The organism is Paenirhizobium cremeum, from assembly GCF_047553425.1.
Lineage (GTDB): Bacteria > Pseudomonadota > Alphaproteobacteria > Rhizobiales > Rhizobiaceae > Allorhizobium > Allorhizobium cremeum.
Map to the genome: position 1 here is coordinate 1 of NZ_CP180219.1, position 15,878 is coordinate 15,878.

General features: G+C 63.8%; 13 protein-coding genes. 11 read left to right on the forward strand and 2 right to left on the reverse strand.

Annotation, left to right across the window (positions count from 1 at the left end; all coding sequences use genetic code 11):
- Positions 1 to 22: 22 nt before the first annotated feature.
- From ACLBKR_RS21530 to ACLBKR_RS21575, 10 genes are all read left to right on the forward strand, one after another.
- On the forward strand, positions 23 to 946 hold the full coding sequence (locus ACLBKR_RS21530; RefSeq protein ID WP_113446817.1) for a 2-hydroxyacid dehydrogenase: 924 nt from the start codon (positions 23 to 25) through the stop codon (positions 944 to 946).
- A 26-nt stretch (positions 947 to 972) separates the two neighbouring features.
- A complete protein-coding gene (locus ACLBKR_RS21535; protein ID WP_113446816.1) occupies positions 973 to 1,326 on the forward strand; it encodes a cupin domain-containing protein in 354 nt (117 codons plus the stop codon).
- 5 nt (positions 1,327 to 1,331) lie between these two features.
- The gene (locus ACLBKR_RS21540; protein WP_112829700.1) at positions 1,332 to 1,781 is read left to right on the forward strand and encodes a GNAT family N-acetyltransferase; all 450 of its coding nucleotides are present in this window, start codon (positions 1,332 to 1,334) and stop codon (positions 1,779 to 1,781) included.
- A 91-nt stretch (positions 1,782 to 1,872) separates the two neighbouring features.
- Positions 1,873 to 3,915: a hydantoinase/oxoprolinase family protein gene (locus ACLBKR_RS21545; RefSeq protein WP_113438551.1), complete on the forward strand. Its 2,043-nt coding sequence runs from the start codon at positions 1,873 to 1,875 to the stop codon at positions 3,913 to 3,915.
- 2 nt (positions 3,916 to 3,917) lie between these two features.
- Positions 3,918 to 5,888, forward strand: a complete 1,971-nt coding sequence (locus ACLBKR_RS21550) for a hydantoinase B/oxoprolinase family protein (RefSeq protein WP_414902155.1) — start codon at positions 3,918 to 3,920, stop codon at positions 5,886 to 5,888.
- Between the two features lie 34 nt (positions 5,889 to 5,922).
- Entirely contained in the window at positions 5,923 to 6,831 is a 909-nt protein-coding gene (locus ACLBKR_RS21555) for a LysR family transcriptional regulator (RefSeq protein ID WP_414902157.1), read from the forward strand.
- A 95-nt stretch (positions 6,832 to 6,926) separates the two neighbouring features.
- Positions 6,927 to 8,390: an aldehyde dehydrogenase family protein gene (locus ACLBKR_RS21560; RefSeq protein WP_414902160.1), complete on the forward strand. Its 1,464-nt coding sequence runs from the start codon at positions 6,927 to 6,929 to the stop codon at positions 8,388 to 8,390.
- Between the two features lie 19 nt (positions 8,391 to 8,409).
- Positions 8,410 to 9,453 carry a tartrate dehydrogenase gene (locus ACLBKR_RS21565; RefSeq protein ID WP_414902162.1) on the forward strand — a complete coding sequence of 348 codons (1,044 nt, stop codon included), beginning with the start codon at positions 8,410 to 8,412 and terminating at the stop codon, positions 9,451 to 9,453.
- Positions 9,454 to 9,469: 16 nt separating this feature from the next.
- Complete coding sequence (locus ACLBKR_RS21570; protein ID WP_414902164.1) at positions 9,470 to 10,927, forward strand: NAD-dependent succinate-semialdehyde dehydrogenase; 1,458 nt, start codon at positions 9,470 to 9,472, stop codon at positions 10,925 to 10,927.
- Between the two features lie 278 nt (positions 10,928 to 11,205).
- On the forward strand, positions 11,206 to 12,582 hold the full coding sequence (locus ACLBKR_RS21575; protein WP_414902166.1) for a phenylacetate--CoA ligase family protein: 1,377 nt from the start codon (positions 11,206 to 11,208) through the stop codon (positions 12,580 to 12,582).
- Between the two features lie 172 nt (positions 12,583 to 12,754).
- Here the strand turns inward: ACLBKR_RS21575 and ACLBKR_RS21580 are convergent, their stop codons facing one another.
- Both ACLBKR_RS21580 and ACLBKR_RS21585 read right to left on the reverse strand, forming a co-directional pair.
- The gene (locus ACLBKR_RS21580) at positions 12,755 to 14,029 is read right to left on the reverse strand and encodes an NAD(P)/FAD-dependent oxidoreductase (protein WP_113446810.1); all 1,275 of its coding nucleotides are present in this window, start codon (positions 14,027 to 14,029) and stop codon (positions 12,755 to 12,757) included.
- A gap of 17 nt (positions 14,030 to 14,046) precedes the next feature.
- Positions 14,047 to 14,715: a haloacid dehalogenase type II gene (locus ACLBKR_RS21585; protein WP_113446809.1), complete on the reverse strand. Its 669-nt coding sequence runs from the start codon at positions 14,713 to 14,715 to the stop codon at positions 14,047 to 14,049.
- A gap of 320 nt (positions 14,716 to 15,035) precedes the next feature.
- Here ACLBKR_RS21585 and ACLBKR_RS21590 point away from each other — a divergent pair, with 320 nt between their 5' ends.
- Complete coding sequence (locus ACLBKR_RS21590) at positions 15,036 to 15,875, forward strand: GNAT family N-acetyltransferase (protein WP_113446808.1); 840 nt, start codon at positions 15,036 to 15,038, stop codon at positions 15,873 to 15,875.
- Positions 15,876 to 15,878: the final 3 nt, after the last annotated feature.

The following is a 15,878-nucleotide window of genomic DNA, read 5'->3' on the forward strand; positions in this document are numbered from 1 at the left end:
CGAAGGAGGGGATGCGGCCGAAATGACGTTTCTGTTCAACTCCGATGCGAAACGCGGCGCGATCTTCGCCGAAGCCTTTGCGCGCGATCTGCCCGACGTGCCGTTCTCGATGGACCCGGCGACCGTCGACCCGGATGCGGTGCGCTACCTCATCACATGGACGGTTCCGGAAAACCTCGCGAGCTATCGCAATCTGGAAATCCTCTTTTCCATAGGCGCCGGCGTGGACCAGTTCCGCATCGACGCCGTGCCGCCGCATGTGAAGGTGGTTCGCATGGTCGAAGATGGCATCGTGCGCATGATGCAGGAATATGTGACGATGGCGGTGCTTGCCCTTCATCGCAACCTTCCAGCCTATCTCGACCAGCAGCGCCACCAGACGTGGCGGATGCTGGCGCAGTCGCAGGCGGGCGAGCGACGTATCGGCGTGCTCGGCCTCGGCATGCTCGGCACCGCTGTGCTGGAACGGTTGAAGCCCTTCGGCTTTCCGCTTGCCGGCTGGAGCCGCAGCCCGCGCGAGATCGAGGGCGTCACCTGCCACAGCGGCGCGTCAGGGCTTGCGGCCATGCTGGCGGAGACCGACATTCTCGTCTGCCTGCTGCCGCTGACGCCGGAGACCCGCGGCTTTCTCGATGCGGCCCTTTTCCGCCGGCTGCCGGCGGGCGCGGGCCTCGTTCATGTCGGGCGCGGACCGCAACTCGAGCATGATGCGCTGATCGCGGCCCTCGACGAGGGACATCTTTCCGGTGCGGTGATCGACGTCACCGATCCCGAGCCGCTTCCGGCCGGCCATGCCTTCTGGTCGCATCCGAAAATCCTGCTGACCCCGCATGTCGCGAGCGTCACGCAACCCGAAACCGCTGCCCGCGCCGTCGTCGAGAACGTCAGGCGCTACAAAGCCGGCCTCGACCCCATCGGGCTCGTGGACCGGACCCGCGGCTACTGATTTTCCCCACCCCCGAAAGGAGAGCCATGTCCCTGCTCAAGACTATCGACACCAATCCCTCCTCCGCACCGCGCGAATCCGGCCCGCTGCCGGAACGCCTGATTGCCGGCAATCCCTCCTTCAAGACATGGGCGCAGGATGTCGCTCGCGGCGAGATGATCCATACCGGCGTATGGGAAGCGACGCCGGGCGAAACGCGCTCGATCAAGGGCGAGACCTTCGAGTTCTGCCACATCATCTCTGGCGTCGTCGAAATCACCCCGGAAGGCGGCGAGCCAGTCGTCTACAAGGCCGGTGACAGCTTCGTCATGAAGCCGGGTTTCATCGGCGTCTGGAAGACGATAGAAACCGTTCGGAAAATCTACGTTACGGTCATGTGATTGCGATGTTGCGCGACAAGGTCATCTTCGAGGCGTCCCGCAAGGGGTATACGCTGAGCACGGATCGGAGCCGGTTCGATCCGGTCGAGGTTCATCGCTTCCTCGTCAACGAGTCCTACTGGGCGCGCAACCTCACCTTCGAGCAGCTGGAAAGGGCGCTGGAAGGCTCCCTGCCGGTGGCCATCTACGCCCCGGACGGCACGCTTGCCGCCTTCGGCCGGCTGGTGACGGATTATGCCGTGTTCGCCTATCTGCGCGACGTCTTCACCCTGCCCGCCCATCGCGGTCAGGGTCTCGCCTCATGGCTGGCGCTGGAAATCCGCAATCATCCGGAGCTTGCCACCGTTTCGAGCTGGATGCTCGCGACGAAGGACGCCCACGCCGTCTATGAAAAGGCCGGCTACCGGCCGGCACCCCATCCCGAATATTACATGACGGTGCCCAAGCCCGAATAGGACATAACCAGTGGTTATGGATTCCTCATCGAAATTCGGTGGTGGTGTCGTATAGCCGATGCGACAGTCATGCCAACGACAGGAGAACGGCATGACTTATCGGATCGGTGTGGATGTCGGCGGGTCCTTCACGGACTTCGCGGTGCTGAACGAGGACACGGGGAGGCTTTCGACGCTGAAGGTGTTTTCGAGACCGGATGCGCCGGGCGAGGAAATCCTGCTCGCGCTCGATACGCTGAAGGCGCGCGACGGCATGGACGCGGCCGAGATCGCCTATTTCACCCATGGCACCACGGTCGGCGTCAACACCGTGATCCAGCGCAACGGCCATGACATCGCGCTCTTCACCACCCGCAATTTCGAGGACGTGCTGGAAATCGCGCGCCTCAAGATCCCGCAGATCCACAATCTCTATTCCGTCCGGCCCGAACCGCTGATCCGTCGCGACCGGGTGTTCGGGATCGTGGAACGCACGCTGGCAACCGGCGAGATCGCAGAGGCACCCCGGGAGAACGATGTCGCCCGCGCGGTCGAAGAGGCGCTTGCCGCCGGCTGCAAGGGTATCGTCATCTCCTTCCTCCATTCCTATCGTAACCCGGCGAACGAACGAGCCGTCAAGGCGATGATCGAGCGTCTCGCTCCCCGCCTGCCGGTCGTTTCCTCGGCCGATACGTGGCCGATCATCCGCGAATACGAGCGCACCATCACCGCCGTCATCAGCGGCTATGTGCAGCCGCGCGTCGCCCATTATCTCGACCGCTTCGAAACCGTTCTGCGCGGCCGTGGCGTTGCCTGCCCGCTGCTCATCACCAAGACCAATGGCGGCGTGATGGGCATCGACCAGGCCCGGGCCGAATGCGTGCAGATGATCCTTTCGGGAACCGCCTCCGGCGTCATCGGCGCTGGCTATCTGGCGAAGGCGAGCGGCTTCGACCGGATCATGAGCCTCGATATCGGCGGCACCAGCGCCGATGTCGCGGTGATCGTCGACGGCACCGCGCAATACGGCGTCGGCGAACTGATCGGCGACTTCCAGATCCATGTTCCCTCGGTCTCGGTCAGTTCGGTCGGACAGGGCGGCGGCTCGGTCGCCTGGGTGGACCCGCTCGGCTTCCTTCAGGTCGGCCCGGAAAGCGCCGGCTCGACGCCCGGCCCGGCCTGTTATGGCCGCGGCGGAACCAAGCCGACCATCACCGACGCCATGGCCGCCTCCAACCTGATCGGCCACATGCCGCTCGGCTACGGCGCGGTCACGGTCGATCATGCGGCCTCGCGGGCAGCACTTGAACCGCTTGCGGCCCAGCTCTCGACCAGCGTCGAGGAACTGTCCGGCAGCGTCATCGATATCTCGGTTTCCGGCATGTATGCCGAAGTGAGCGCGCTCGTCTCGCGCTTTGCCATCGATCCCCGCGAGTTCCACCTGTTCGCCTTCGGCGGCGCGGGCGCCATGCTCGCCTGCTTCCTCGCCCGCGAACTCGACATGAAGGGTGTCGTCGTGCCGCCGACGCCGGGCGTCGTGTCGGCGCTGGGCGGCCTGATCGCCGACCTCAAGAACGACTTCATCCGCACCACCTATTGCGAGGTGAACGAGGCCGGTATCGCGGGATTGCTTCCGGTCTTCTCCGAACTCGAAACCGCTGCACGAGACTGGCTGAAGGCGCAGGGCCACGCGCAAGAAGGCGAGATCCGGCTTTCGGCCGACATGCGCTATCTCGGCCAGTCCTTCGAGATCGAGACCCCGCTCGAGACGGTCTGGCTCACCGCTGGCGATACGGCCGCGGTCGCCGGCGCCTTCCACCGCGAGCACGAAAGGCTCTACGGCCATTCCGACGAGACGGCCGCGGTGCAGATGGTGAGCCTTCGGCTCGTCATCTCCGGTGCGACGCCGAAATTCGTCCTGCAACCGGCTCCGGAGGCAACGGGACCAGCCGAACCGCGTTTCCATGTCGAGGGCTGGTTCAAGGGACGCACCTGGGTCACCGGCGTCTATCGACGGGAAGAGCTTGCCGCCGGCCATGAATTCCAGGGACCCGCCATCATCGCCCAGGACGACACGACCACGGTCGTTCCGCCCGGTTTCGAGGTCTGCGTCGACCGCCTCGGAAACCTAGTCATCACCAAGTCGGAGCTGTGAACATGGCCATCGATCGCCGCAACCTGAAAGTTCTCGCCAACTTCTGCGCCGCCGCAGCCGACGCCATGGCCTTCACGCTGATGCGTACCGCCCATTCGGCCTTCGTCAAGGAAACGGAAGACTTTTCCTGCCAGATCGTCACCCGCGAGGGGCTGGCCTTCGCCAATCCGCGCCAGTTCGGCGCGCCATGGTACAGCGGCATCGATTACGCCCCGCTGCTTGAGATGTTCGACGACTATGCGGAAGGCGACATCTGCATCACCAACGATCCCTATAACGGCTTCGTCGCCACCCATTCGCCGGATATCCACATCTGGAAGCCGGTGTTTCACGAGGGCCGCATCGCCTGCTTCGTCGTCGGCCACATCCACAATACCGATGTCGGCGGCGCGGTACCGGCCTCGCTCTCGCGCTCGCTGAACGAAATCGAGCAGGAGGGCCTGCGCATTCCGCCGGTCAAGCTCGTCGAGAAGGGCGTGCTGAACCCCTTCATTCCCGAGATGATCCGCGCCAATGTTCGCCTGCCTGAACAGAACCTCGGCGACCTCCATGCCCAGATCGCCTCCGTCAATGTCGGCGAACGCAAGATCCTGGAGATCGTCGACCGCTTCGGTTTCGACACCTTCATCGAGGGCGTCGAGCAGATCCTCGACTATGCCGAAGCGCAGGTGCGCCAGATCCTGACGCGCGTGCCGGACGGCGACTACTTCTTCGCCGACTATGCCGATGAGGATTCCGTCGGCGGCAAGCCCTGCCGGGTAGCGCTGACGCTGAAGGTGCGCGGCGACGAAATCGTGCTCGATTACACCGGCTCCGATCCGCAGCTCGGCTCCTCGCTCAACATGCCGACCGGCGGCCGCGAACGCCATCCGCTGGTGATGGTCGGCCTGACCTACGTGCTTTACACGCTGGACAACAGCCTGCTTCTGAATGCCGGCACGCTGCGCCCGGCCCGCGCCATCCTGCCCGAGGGATCGGTGGTCAATTGCCAGCGGCCGGCCGCCGTCGGCATGCGCTCGCTCACCTGCGCCATGACGCAGATCGTCACCGTCGGCGCGTTCGCGCAGGCGTTGCCCCACCTGATGCCGGCCGCCTCTCCTGGCGGCAACGCGATCATGAACATCAAGACCAGCGGCCGCAACGGCCGCCCGGTCATGGCCTCCATCGGCCCGGTCGGCGGCGGTGGCGGTGGCACGCCCTTCGGCGACGGCAGCGACGGCGCGGGCGGGGCGACCGGCTTCCTGCGCAACACGCCGATCGAGATCAGCGAGGCGGAAGTGCCGATCCGTTTCCTGCGCTACGGGCTGGAGCCTGACAGCGGCGCGCCCGGCCGTCATCGCGGCGGCCTGTCCGCCGTCATGGAATTCGAGGTGTTCTCGCCCGAAACCGTGGTGACGGCGCGAAACCGCAACCGCTCGATCATGCCAGCCTGGGGCGTGAACGGCGCAAAGGCCGGCACGGTATCGCGCTTCCTGCGCAATCCCGGTCGCGCTGACGAGGTATCGCTCGGCAATACCGATGTCATCAATTGCGGTCCGGGCGATGTGATCCGCGTCGTCGGTCCGGGTGCCGGCGGCTGGGGCGATCCCTTCCTGCGCGATCCCGAAGACGTTCTGGATGACGTGCTGAAGGGAGCGGTCAGCGAGGAAAGCGCAAGGCGGGATTACGGTGTCGCCATTCGCGAACGCCGCGTTGACGAGGTCGAGACCGCAAGTCTGCGCGCAGCCCGCCCGGCGGACCCCACGCCCCCGGTCATCACCTACGGCGCGGAACGCCTGGCATTCGAGGCTGTCTGGACCAACGAGCGCTACGATCTTCTGACCGAATTCCTTGCGACCGCGCCCGTCGGCTGGCGCTTCTTCCTGAAGCACCGGATTTTCGAGGCGGTGGAGAAGTTCGGCTCCGACATCCGGCCGGTCGCCGACCAGATGCGCGGCCTGTTTCAGGAGATGAAAATCCGCTACGGTCTCTAGGCCGAAGAGATACCCCCGGGGGAACCGTCGTTCCATGAATGTCCGCCAACTCGAGATTTTCCGGACGATCATGCGCGACGGCACTATCACCGCCGCGGCCAATTCGCTCGGCGTCTCGCAACCGGCCGTCAGCAAGCTTCTGCTGCAGTTGGAAGACCAGCTCGGATACGCGCTATTCGAGCGGATCGGCGGGCGGCTGGTGCCGACGATGGAGGCGCATCTGCTGTTTTCCGATGCGGACCGCGTGTTCCGCCAGATGGAGGCGCTGAAGACGCTTGCCCGCGATGTCGGCGCCAACAAGATCGGGTTGTTGCGGATCGGCGCAAGCCTGCCGCTTGCCTATTCGGTGCTGCCGCCGGCGCTTGCCGATTTCCGCTCCCGTCATCCGGAGGTGAAGATCCACCTGCACACGCTCCCGAAGCGCGAGATCGCAGAAGCCCTGACCATCGGCGACATCGATGTCGCGGTGACGCTCTCGGCCATCCTTGCACCGAGCGTGCGGGTGGAAGCGCTCGGCGCCACGCCAATGGTGGCGGTGCTGCGGGAAGGCGATCCGCTCGCCGCTCATGAGGTCATCACGCCGGAACTTCTCGAAGGCGTGCCGCTGATTTCCTACGGCTCCCATGCCGACGAGGTCGGGCCGGCGCTCGACGAGGCCTTTGCGTCAAGGGGTCTCATCCGCGATGTCGCGATCCAGATCGCCTCATCCGTCGGTGCGCTGCCTCTGGTGCGGCAGGGGCTCGGCGTCGCCGTGGTCGATGGCCTCGCGGTGCTTCAGGGCGGGGAAGGCATCGTCGCCCGGCGCTTCGAGCCGGTCGTCACCACACGCGTCTCGATTTCGATCAACGAGCAGCGACCGAAGTCCCGTTTCATCTCGGCTTTCCTGCAAAGCCTCCGCCGCTCCTTTGCCGCGGCGGAAGATTGCACTGCCCCTCGCCGGTAAAACAGGATTTTCATTCGCGCCTGCCGTCCCACACGACGCATGCTGCTCATGCGCGGCAGTTACCCTTGCCTAAAGGCTTTGCAAAGGTGCGCGTCATGACCCTCAGTTTCGATCCCGATACCCTTCCGCTGTCCGTCGGTCATTTCATCGGCGAACGGCTGGTGGAGGCCGGTGGCGTCATCGACATGCATCGCCCCTCCGATGGCAAGGCCTATGCCGGCTGCCCACTCGCCGACGAGGCAACCGTCGACCGCGCCGTCGAAACCGCGAAGAAGGCCCTGAAAGCCAACAACTGGGGCGGCGTGCGTCCCCGCGAACGCACCAAGGCGATGCAGCGCTGGGCCGACCTGATCGAAGCCGAGGCCGCAACGCTCGCCAAGCTCGAGGCGCTTTCCTCCACCCGGCCCGTTGGCCATCTCGTCGCCGGCGATATCGCCATCACCGCCGAGCAGATCCGGTTCTTCGCCGAATTCGCCGACAAGGAAGGCAGCGATCTCGTACCGACCGACGACAATAGTCTCGGCATGGTGATGACGGAACCCTACGGCGTGGTCGGCGCCATCACGCCATGGAACTTCCCGGTCTCGATGGCCGGGTGGAAGCTCGGTCCGGCACTGGCAGCGGGCAATGCGGTGGTGCTGAAACCTTCCGAAATGACGCCGTTCTCCACCGTCTATCTCGCCGAGCTCGCCGTGCGCGCTGGCATCCCGGCAGGTCTCGTCAACATCGTGCTGGGCGACGGCCCGACCACCGGCAATGCGATCACCGGGCATCCCGATATCGCCAAGATCTCCTTTACCGGCTCGACCGGCGCGGGTTCCGCGATCATGGCCAATATCGCCCGCACCGGGGTCAAGCCGATGACGCTGGAACTCGGCGGCAAGAGCCCGCAGCTCGTCTTTGCCGACGCCGATCTCGGCAAGGCGGCCGAAGAGATTGCCAGAAGCATTCTTTCCAATGCCGGACAGGCCTGCGTTGCGGGTTCGCGCCTGATCGTCGAGGAAAGTGTGGCCGGCACTCTTGTCGAGGCCATCATCGCCCGTATGAAGGCCGTGCGCCCGGGCCCGACCTGGGACGAGGCAAGCCAGTATTCGCCGATCATTTCCGAGCGCCAGCGCGGCCGCATCGGCAGCATCGTGCAGGCGGCGGTTGCCGCCGGCGGCGAGTGCCTGACCGGTGGCGCGGCGATGGAGGGCGAAGGTTATTTCTACGCCCCGACCCTGATCGCCAATGTCCGGCAGGACTCGCCCGCCGTGACCGAGGAGATCTTCGGACCGGTTCTGACCATGCAGACCTTTACCACGGAGGAAGAGGCGCTGGCGCTTTCCGACCATCCGACCTACGGGCTGGCGAGCGGCATCTTTACCCGCGATCTCTCCCGCGCCATCCGCCTGACCCGCCAGATCCAGGCGGGCACCGTCTGGGTCAACCGCTACAGCCGCTCGCGCGATCACATCCTGCCGACCGGGGGTTACAAACGCTCCGGGATCGGAAAGGATCTCGGCCGCGACGCCTATCTCGCCAACCGCAAGAGCAAGAGCGTCCTCATCAGCCTCTGACAGCACAAGGTCTTTCCCCATGCAGACATATTCCATCGCGCTCATTCCCGGCGACGGCATTGGCCGTGATGTCACCGCGGCAGCCTGGAGCGTGCTCGAAAAGGTCTCCGGCGACGCGGGTTTCGCGCTCAAGGGCACCGAATTTCCGTGGTCCTGCAAGTTCTACAAGGAAACCGGGGCGATGATGCCGCCAGACGGCATCGAGACGCTGCGCGGCTTCGACGCCATTCTGCTTGGAGCCGTCGGCTGGCCGGCGGAAGTGCCGGACTCGGTCTCGCTGCATGGCCTGCTTCTGCCGATCCGCAAGGCCTTCGTGCAATATGCCAATATCCGTCCGCACCGGCTGCTGCCCGGCGTGCAGGGACCGTTGAAGGCCGAGGCATTCGACATCCTCTGCATCCGCGAAAACACCGAGGGCGAATATTCCGGCGCCGGCGGGCGCGTGCATCAGGGCACCGCGGACGAAGTGGCGGTGGAAACCTCGATCTTCACCCGCAAGGGTGTGGAGCGCATCCTGCGCTTCGGTTTCGAGCAGGCGCGCGCCCGGCGCGGCAAGCTCACCTCCATCACCAAGTCGAACGCCCAGAAATATTCCATGGTGTTCTGGGACGAGGTGACGAAGGAACTTTCCGCCGAATATCCCGACGTCACGGTCACCAGCTATCACATCGACGCCATGGCCGCCCGCATGGTGATGGCGCCGGAAAGCCTTGACGTGGTGGTCGCCTCCAATCTCTTCGGCGATATCCTCACCGACCTTGGCGCCGCCATCCAGGGCGGTCTCGGCTTTGCGGCTTCCGCCAACATCAACCCGGACCGCTCCGCACCATCGATGTTCGAACCGGTGCATGGTTCGGCGCCCGACATCGCCCATCTCGGCATCGCCAATCCGATGGCCACCATCTGGTCGGCTGCGATGATGCTCGAGCATCTCGGCGAGAAGGACGCCGCCGCCCGCATCATGGCGGCGCTGGAACAGACCACCGCCCGCGGCATCGGCACCGTGCCGGGCAAGGACAGGACCGACGTCATCACTGCCGCAGTGCTTGCGGCGCTTACCTGAGATTCGAGGACAAGACATGCAGAACCTGAAGGACAAGGGCCTCTTCCGCCAGCAGGGCCTCATCGGCGGCAAATGGGTCGATGCAACCTCCGGCAAGACCGTCGACGTGATCGATCCCGCAACCCAGTCTTCCATCGGCAGCGTGCCGGATATGGGCGGCGACGAAACCCGCGCGGCAATCGAGGCGGCCAATGCCGCCTACCCCGCCTGGAAGCGGAAGACCCATGCCGAACGGGCGGCCCTTCTCGAGGCCTGGTTTGCCCTGATGATCGCCCATATCGACGATCTCGGCCTGATCCTGATAACCGAACAGGGCAAGCCGCTCGACGAAGCCAAGGGTGAAATCCGCTACGGTGCGTCCTTCGTCAAATGGTTCGCCGAGGAAGCCCGCCGCATCGGCGGCACCACCATCCCCTCGCCGACTCCCGACCGTCGCATCGTTGTGCTGAAGGAGCCGGTCGGTGTCTGCGGCATCATCACGCCTTGGAATTTCCCCAATGCGATGATTACCCGCAAGGTGGCCCCCGCGCTCGCCGCCGGCTGCACCGTGGTCATCAAGCCCTCCGAATTCACGCCCTATTCGGCGCTGGCGCTCGGCGTACTGGCCGAACGCGCCGGTATCCCGGCCGGCGTCGTCAACATCGTCACCGGCATGCCGACGGAAATCGGCAACGAGATCATGGCCAACGAAACGGTCCGCAAGATCTCCTTCACCGGCTCGACCCGCGTCGGTTCGCTGCTGATGCGCGGCGCATCCGACAGCGTCAAGCGGCTCTCGCTCGAACTCGGCGGCAATGCGCCGTTCATCGTGTTCGACGATGCCGATCTCGATCTTGCCGTCGAGGGCGCGCTCGTCTCCAAGTTCCGCAACGGCGGCCAGACCTGCGTCTGCGCCAACCGTATCCTCGTCCAGTCTAGCGTCTACGATGCTTTCGCAGCCAAGCTTTCCGAGCGCGTCAACGCCATGAAGGTCGGCCCCGGCACCGAGCCCGGCATCTCCATCGGCCCGATGATTAACGAGGCGGCCATCGCCAAGATCAACCGCCATGTGGAAGACGCGCTTTCCAAGGGTGCGAAGGTCGTGACGCAGAAGCCGGCAATGCCCGATGGACCGCAATACACCGCGCCCGTGGTGCTGACCGGTGCCACGACCGAGATGCTGCTCGCAAGCGAGGAGACCTTCGGTCCGGTCGCGCCGCTCTTCCGCTTCGAAACGGACGAGGAAGCCATCGCGATCGCCAACGGCACGCCCTTCGGCCTCGCCGCCTATTTCTACACCGAGAGCCTGAAGCGTTCGTGGAAGGTCGCCGAGGCGCTGGAATTCGGCATGGTCGGCCTGAATACCGGCGCGATCTCCACCGAAGTCGCCCCCTTCGGCGGCGTCAAGCAATCCGGCCTCGGCCGCGAAGGCGCCCAGGTCGGCATCGAGGAATATCTGGAGATGAAAACCTTCCACATCGGCGGCCTCACCTGAGGCTGTTGGTGGGCGGATAAGGGAAACGGCCAATGCAGGTTCTTTGCGGAAGCCAAGCTTCATGAAAGCGTGGCTTCCGATTTCGGCCCAAACCGGTCATTGAGCGCACCTGTCGCCCACCGCTTTGGAGCGCCGAACTCCATCAGATGATCGACAGGCGGGTTATCATTCGCATGAATTGGTATCAACGGTGGTTCTTGCCTCCGCTGTAATCGTCAGGGTTGGATAAACATGATAGGATGGTAGCTTGGGCCAACCGTTTATAGGGACTCGCTTCAATGTCTTCGTTGGCGACGCTTGCAACGTTGGAAGCTTCTAGACTGATCCAATATGGGAATGAGCTTTTTGCTCGTCGCAATTGGGAGCGGGAGCGACTACTGGCCCATCAGCATGAACAGCTGGTCCTTATGCTGCGGCATGCCATTGATGCCTCGCCTTTTTATGGCAAAACGATAAGCGAACTGGTTTTGCGCAACGCGCCGCTTCACGAATTTCCGATCCTGACCAAGCAGATCCTCATGGCGAATTTCGACCAGATCGTCACCGATCCCCGGCTGGATCGAAGGCTGGTCGAGCATCACCTCGATAGCGATAACCCTGGCGACCTGCTTCTCGGCGAATACAGGGTCGCGGCTACTGGAGGGACGACCGGCGTAAAAGGGCTTGCTGTATTCGACAGTTCGGCTTGGTTGGCCGCAATCGGCAACACTTTGCGGTTTCAGAGATTTGTCGGCATTGATGAGGCGACCCAAAGCATGGGCATTTTCGCTTCATCGCCCGTGCATATCTCCTATCGCATTGGAGCCGAGATGCGAGCCATACGCTCGCCTGCGCCGAGGCTGAATGTGTTGATGCCGATCGAAGCGGTCGTTGAAGGTTTGAATGCCTATCAGCCGGAAGTCGTCTCGACCTATCCGTCGTTCGTGCGCGTGCTGGCAAACGAACAACTAGCCGGCCGTCTGCATATCAGGCCAAGGCTAATTCGCACGAGCGCGGAAACTCTTACTCCGGAGGTGAGAGAAATCGCCGCAGACGCTTGGGGTGCGAAGGTCGCCAACTCCTATACATGCACCGAGGCTGGAGCTATGGGGCATGAATGCGAGTGTGTCGATGGATTGCATCTCGCGGAGGATGCCTTCGTTTTCGAGGTCGTGGACGACAACGACCGGCCGGTGCCAAACGGAACGCCTGGTGCAAAGCTGCTGGTGACGACACTTACCAATCGCGTACTGCCTCTGGTGCGCTACGAAATCTCGGATATCGTCACGCTCGCGACCGAACCTTGCCGCTGCGGTCTGCCGTTCTGGCGCATCGCGAACATCGAGGGACGGAGAGAAGAGATGCTGCGGTTTGCGAAACGCGGCGGCGGAACGGTGGATGTCCATGGGCACCGGCTTCGTTCCCCGCTAACCAGCATCGAAGGGATAAGCCAATATCAGTTTGGCCAGTTGCCCGACGGCGTCGAAGTCACCATTTCACTATTGCCCGGTTTTGATGCTGAATTGGTAAGCCACAAGCTGGAGCTAGCCCTGAGGGCGGCATTGGCAAAAATCGACGCCGAGCCTGCACAGATCCTTATCCGCGTTGTCGATGCAATCATGCGTTCGGGGTCCGGCGCGAAACAGCGGCTGGTAGTTTCGCCCACTTCGGGTTAGCTCACGCACAGCCCCGCCTCTTGTTCTACGAAGGGTATCTATTGTCCGTTTGTGGCGCACAGGCGACGCGACGCCGCCACGAGGCTATGTCCGCTCTTGGATACGCTCGATGACGACCTTTACCACCGAATTGAAGGCCCAACGCGGACACACAACCACCCACAGCCTACCCCTACTGAACCTTATCGAGCATCTTGTAATACATGCCGACCAGCGGCAGGAACCACGGTTTGCCGAAATGGCCCGGCACGGCGGGCCAGTCGAGGCCTTTGAGCGGGTTGCGGTCGGACTTTCCGAGGATCGCGTCCGCCATGACCATGCCGAGATGGGTGGAAAGCTGGGCGCCGTGGCCTGAATAGCCCATCGCATACCAAAAGCCGTCGTGATAGCCGGCGCGCGGGTAGCGGTCCTTGGTCATGTCGACAAGGCCGCCCCAGCAATAGTCGATCTCGACCTTGGCGAGCTGGGGAAAGATCCGGGCGAGGCTTTCACGCAGGATCTCGCCGCTCTTGGCATCCGAGCGCTGGTCGGATGTGGCGGAGAAACGGGCGCGGCCGCCAAAGATCAGGCGGTTGTCAGGCGACAGGCGGAAATAATTACCGATGTTCATCGTGTTGACGCAGGTGCGGTTGCCCGGCATCGTCGCGGCGACCTCGGCATCGGTCAGCGGACGGGTCGCGATGATGAAGCTGCCGACGGCAATGATGCGTCGGCGGAAATAGCCGAAGTTCGGCGTGGTATAGGCGCCGGTTGCAACCAGAACCTGATTGGCGGTCACCGTTCCGCGCTTGGTCTGCAGGCTGTGGCGGTTGCCGTTCTTGCCCTGTGCGACGACGGCCGCATCCTCGTGGATCACCGCGCCGTGGCGGCGCGCCGCTTCGGCAAGGCCGACGACATAGCGGCCCATATGCATCATCGCACTCTTCTTCGACAGCATCGCGCCGTAGAAGGGCGAGCCGATCTCGCTCTTCAGGTCGGCGCTGCTTAGAAGCGCCGTATCGGGATCGGCCTCGGCATGCAGCGCCTCGAAATTGCGCGCCAGCGCCTCGAAATGCTGTGGCTTGGAGGCGAGCTTCAGCTTGCCGGCGCGGCGGAAGTTGCAGTCTATGCCTTCCTCCGCCACCAGCGCCTCGATGGTGTCGACGGAATCGTCGAGCGCCTTGTAGAGGGCGATGGCGCGTTCCTTCCCGAGTTCGGCCTTGGCCGAGAGATAGCTGTGCGCCAGCCCGTTGTTGAGATGGCCGCCATTGCGGCCGGAGGCTCCGGCGCCGACCCGTTCCGCCTCCAGCACGACCACGCGCGTACCCGCTTTCGCAAGCTGCCGCGCCGCCGCAAGGCCGGTGAAGCCGCCGCCGATCACGGCCACGTCGTAATGACCTTCGACCGGGCCTTGCGCAGCCCCGGAAAAGACCGGGGCGGTGTCGTGCCAGTAGGACAGGAACTTCATGGGTCTATGCCTTTCCTTCAGAGCCCGACGACGCCGGGCAGGCCGGAAATGTCGGCGATCTCGACATAGCCGTAATAGGGATTTGCCGGCTCGTGACCGCGATTGACCCAGACCTTGTTCTTGATGCCGAGATCATGCGCCGACATCAGGTCGTAGCGGAAGGACGAGGAGCAGTGAAGAATGTCCTCCGGGCCGCAGCCAAGCATGTCGAACATGTATTCGAAGGCCTTGAAGCGCGGCTTGTATGCGTTGGCCTGCTCGGCGGTGTAGACCGCATGGAAGGGTGCGCCGAGCTTCTCGACATTCGACATGATCTGCGAGTTCATCGCGTTGGACAGGATGACCAGCGGGATTTCCTTGGCGACCTTGGCAAGCCCCGCCGGAACGTCGGCATGCGGACCCCAGGTCGGCACCCGCTCATAGACCATCTTCGCGTCTTCTTCCCTGAAGGCGACGCCGTTGCGCTTGCAGGTCCGCTCGATCGCGTTGTGGACCACGTCCGCATAGGGCTTCCAGTCGCCCATGATCTCGTCGAGGCGGTAGGCTGCGAAGTTCTTGACGAATTCGGCCATGCGCGGCTCGTCGAGCTTTGCGCTGTAGAGGTCGCGGGCTGCTTCCGCCATCTGGAAATTGATCAGCGTACCGTAGCAGTCGAAGGTGATGTATTTCGGGCGGAAGTGGCTCATGCTTTTCATCCTTGCGATTGAGCGGGATCAGATGCGTCGTCCAGATCATAGGATGGACCGGGGACGGCGACGCCACTGAATTGGCCTGCCTTGAAGCAGAATGTTTCGTATCCCGAGCGTGGTTTGGCAGAGAGTTGCGGCGCATCGCGGCAAAAGCCCGCCTTCCGGGGCCGGAAAGTCGCCTTGGCCGGCAGAGGCTCCAGCATAAGATGCGGTGAGCCCATATTGCTACGGCGAAAGATACCGCGACGGGAGCCGCCTTCAGACGATCTTCCGGCGCCGAACGCAGAGACTTGTGGGCAGCAAACAAGGAACTGCCCATGCAGACAAATCAAATCGATCTCGTGGCATTCGGCCCCCGTCATCTGGAAGGGGCGCTTGCCCTTTCGCGGCAGGCCGGCTGGCCTCATCGCCTCGAGGACTGGCAGATGGCACTCGCGCTCAGCGAAGGCTTCGTTGCCGTGGATGATAGCGGGCGCGTCGTCGCGACCGTGCTCGTCACGTCTTACAAGAACGATTGCGCCACCATCAACATGGTCATCGTCGATGAAGCCATGCGCGGCCGCGGCCTCGGTCGCAAGCTGATGGATGCCGCCCTTTCGCTGGCGGGCGAGCACCCCCTGCGCCTCGTCGCCACCACCGACGGATTGCCGCTCTATCAGAAGCTCGGCTTTCAGGAGACCGGCACCGTTCTGCAATTCCAGGGATCGGTTTCCCCGGTCGCGGCGCCGGCAAACGTTCATGCCGCCTCGCCGGCCGATATTCCGGCCATCGCCGAACTCGACCGGCAGGCCTTTGGCGCGGACCGGGAAGGGCTGATCGCCTATCTCGCCAATGTCGGCCGCTTCGCCGTCATCCGGCAGGGCGGAAAGGTCAGCGGCTTTGCGGCCTTGCGCGATTTCGGACGCGGCGAGCTGGTCGGTCCGGTCGTCGCCTCGGATCTGGATGACGCAAGCGCGCTGATTTCCCATTTCGCCGCCGGCCGGCCGGGTGCCTTCCTGCGCATCGACACAACGTCGGATACCGGGCTTGCTCCCGTCCTTTCGGGGCTCGGCCTCCAGCATGTCGGCGGCGGTATCGCCATGCAGCGCCCGCCGAGACCCGCAGCACAAAATTCCACGACCAGGACATTCGCCCTCGCCAGCCAGGCGCTGGGCTGAAAC

Coding starts and splice junctions, on each gene's coding strand:
- ACLBKR_RS21530 (WP_113446817.1), top strand. CDS start 23: ATGACGTTTCTGTTCAACTCCGATGCGAAACGCGGCGCGATCTTCGCC.
- ACLBKR_RS21535 (WP_113446816.1), top strand. CDS start 973: ATGTCCCTGCTCAAGACTATCGACACCAATCCCTCCTCCGCACCGCGC.
- ACLBKR_RS21540 (WP_112829700.1), top strand. CDS start 1,332: ATGTTGCGCGACAAGGTCATCTTCGAGGCGTCCCGCAAGGGGTATACG.
- ACLBKR_RS21545 (WP_113438551.1), top strand. CDS start 1,873: ATGACTTATCGGATCGGTGTGGATGTCGGCGGGTCCTTCACGGACTTC.
- ACLBKR_RS21550 (WP_414902155.1), top strand. CDS start 3,918: ATGGCCATCGATCGCCGCAACCTGAAAGTTCTCGCCAACTTCTGCGCC.
- ACLBKR_RS21555 (WP_414902157.1), top strand. CDS start 5,923: ATGAATGTCCGCCAACTCGAGATTTTCCGGACGATCATGCGCGACGGC.
- ACLBKR_RS21560 (WP_414902160.1), top strand. CDS start 6,927: ATGACCCTCAGTTTCGATCCCGATACCCTTCCGCTGTCCGTCGGTCAT.
- ACLBKR_RS21565 (WP_414902162.1), top strand. CDS start 8,410: ATGCAGACATATTCCATCGCGCTCATTCCCGGCGACGGCATTGGCCGT.
- ACLBKR_RS21570 (WP_414902164.1), top strand. CDS start 9,470: ATGCAGAACCTGAAGGACAAGGGCCTCTTCCGCCAGCAGGGCCTCATC.
- ACLBKR_RS21575 (WP_414902166.1), top strand. CDS start 11,206: ATGTCTTCGTTGGCGACGCTTGCAACGTTGGAAGCTTCTAGACTGATC.
- ACLBKR_RS21580 (WP_113446810.1), bottom strand. CDS start 14,029: ATGAAGTTCCTGTCCTACTGGCACGACACCGCCCCGGTCTTTTCCGGG.
- ACLBKR_RS21585 (WP_113446809.1), bottom strand. CDS start 14,715: ATGAGCCACTTCCGCCCGAAATACATCACCTTCGACTGCTACGGTACG.
- ACLBKR_RS21590 (WP_113446808.1), top strand. CDS start 15,036: ATGCAGACAAATCAAATCGATCTCGTGGCATTCGGCCCCCGTCATCTG.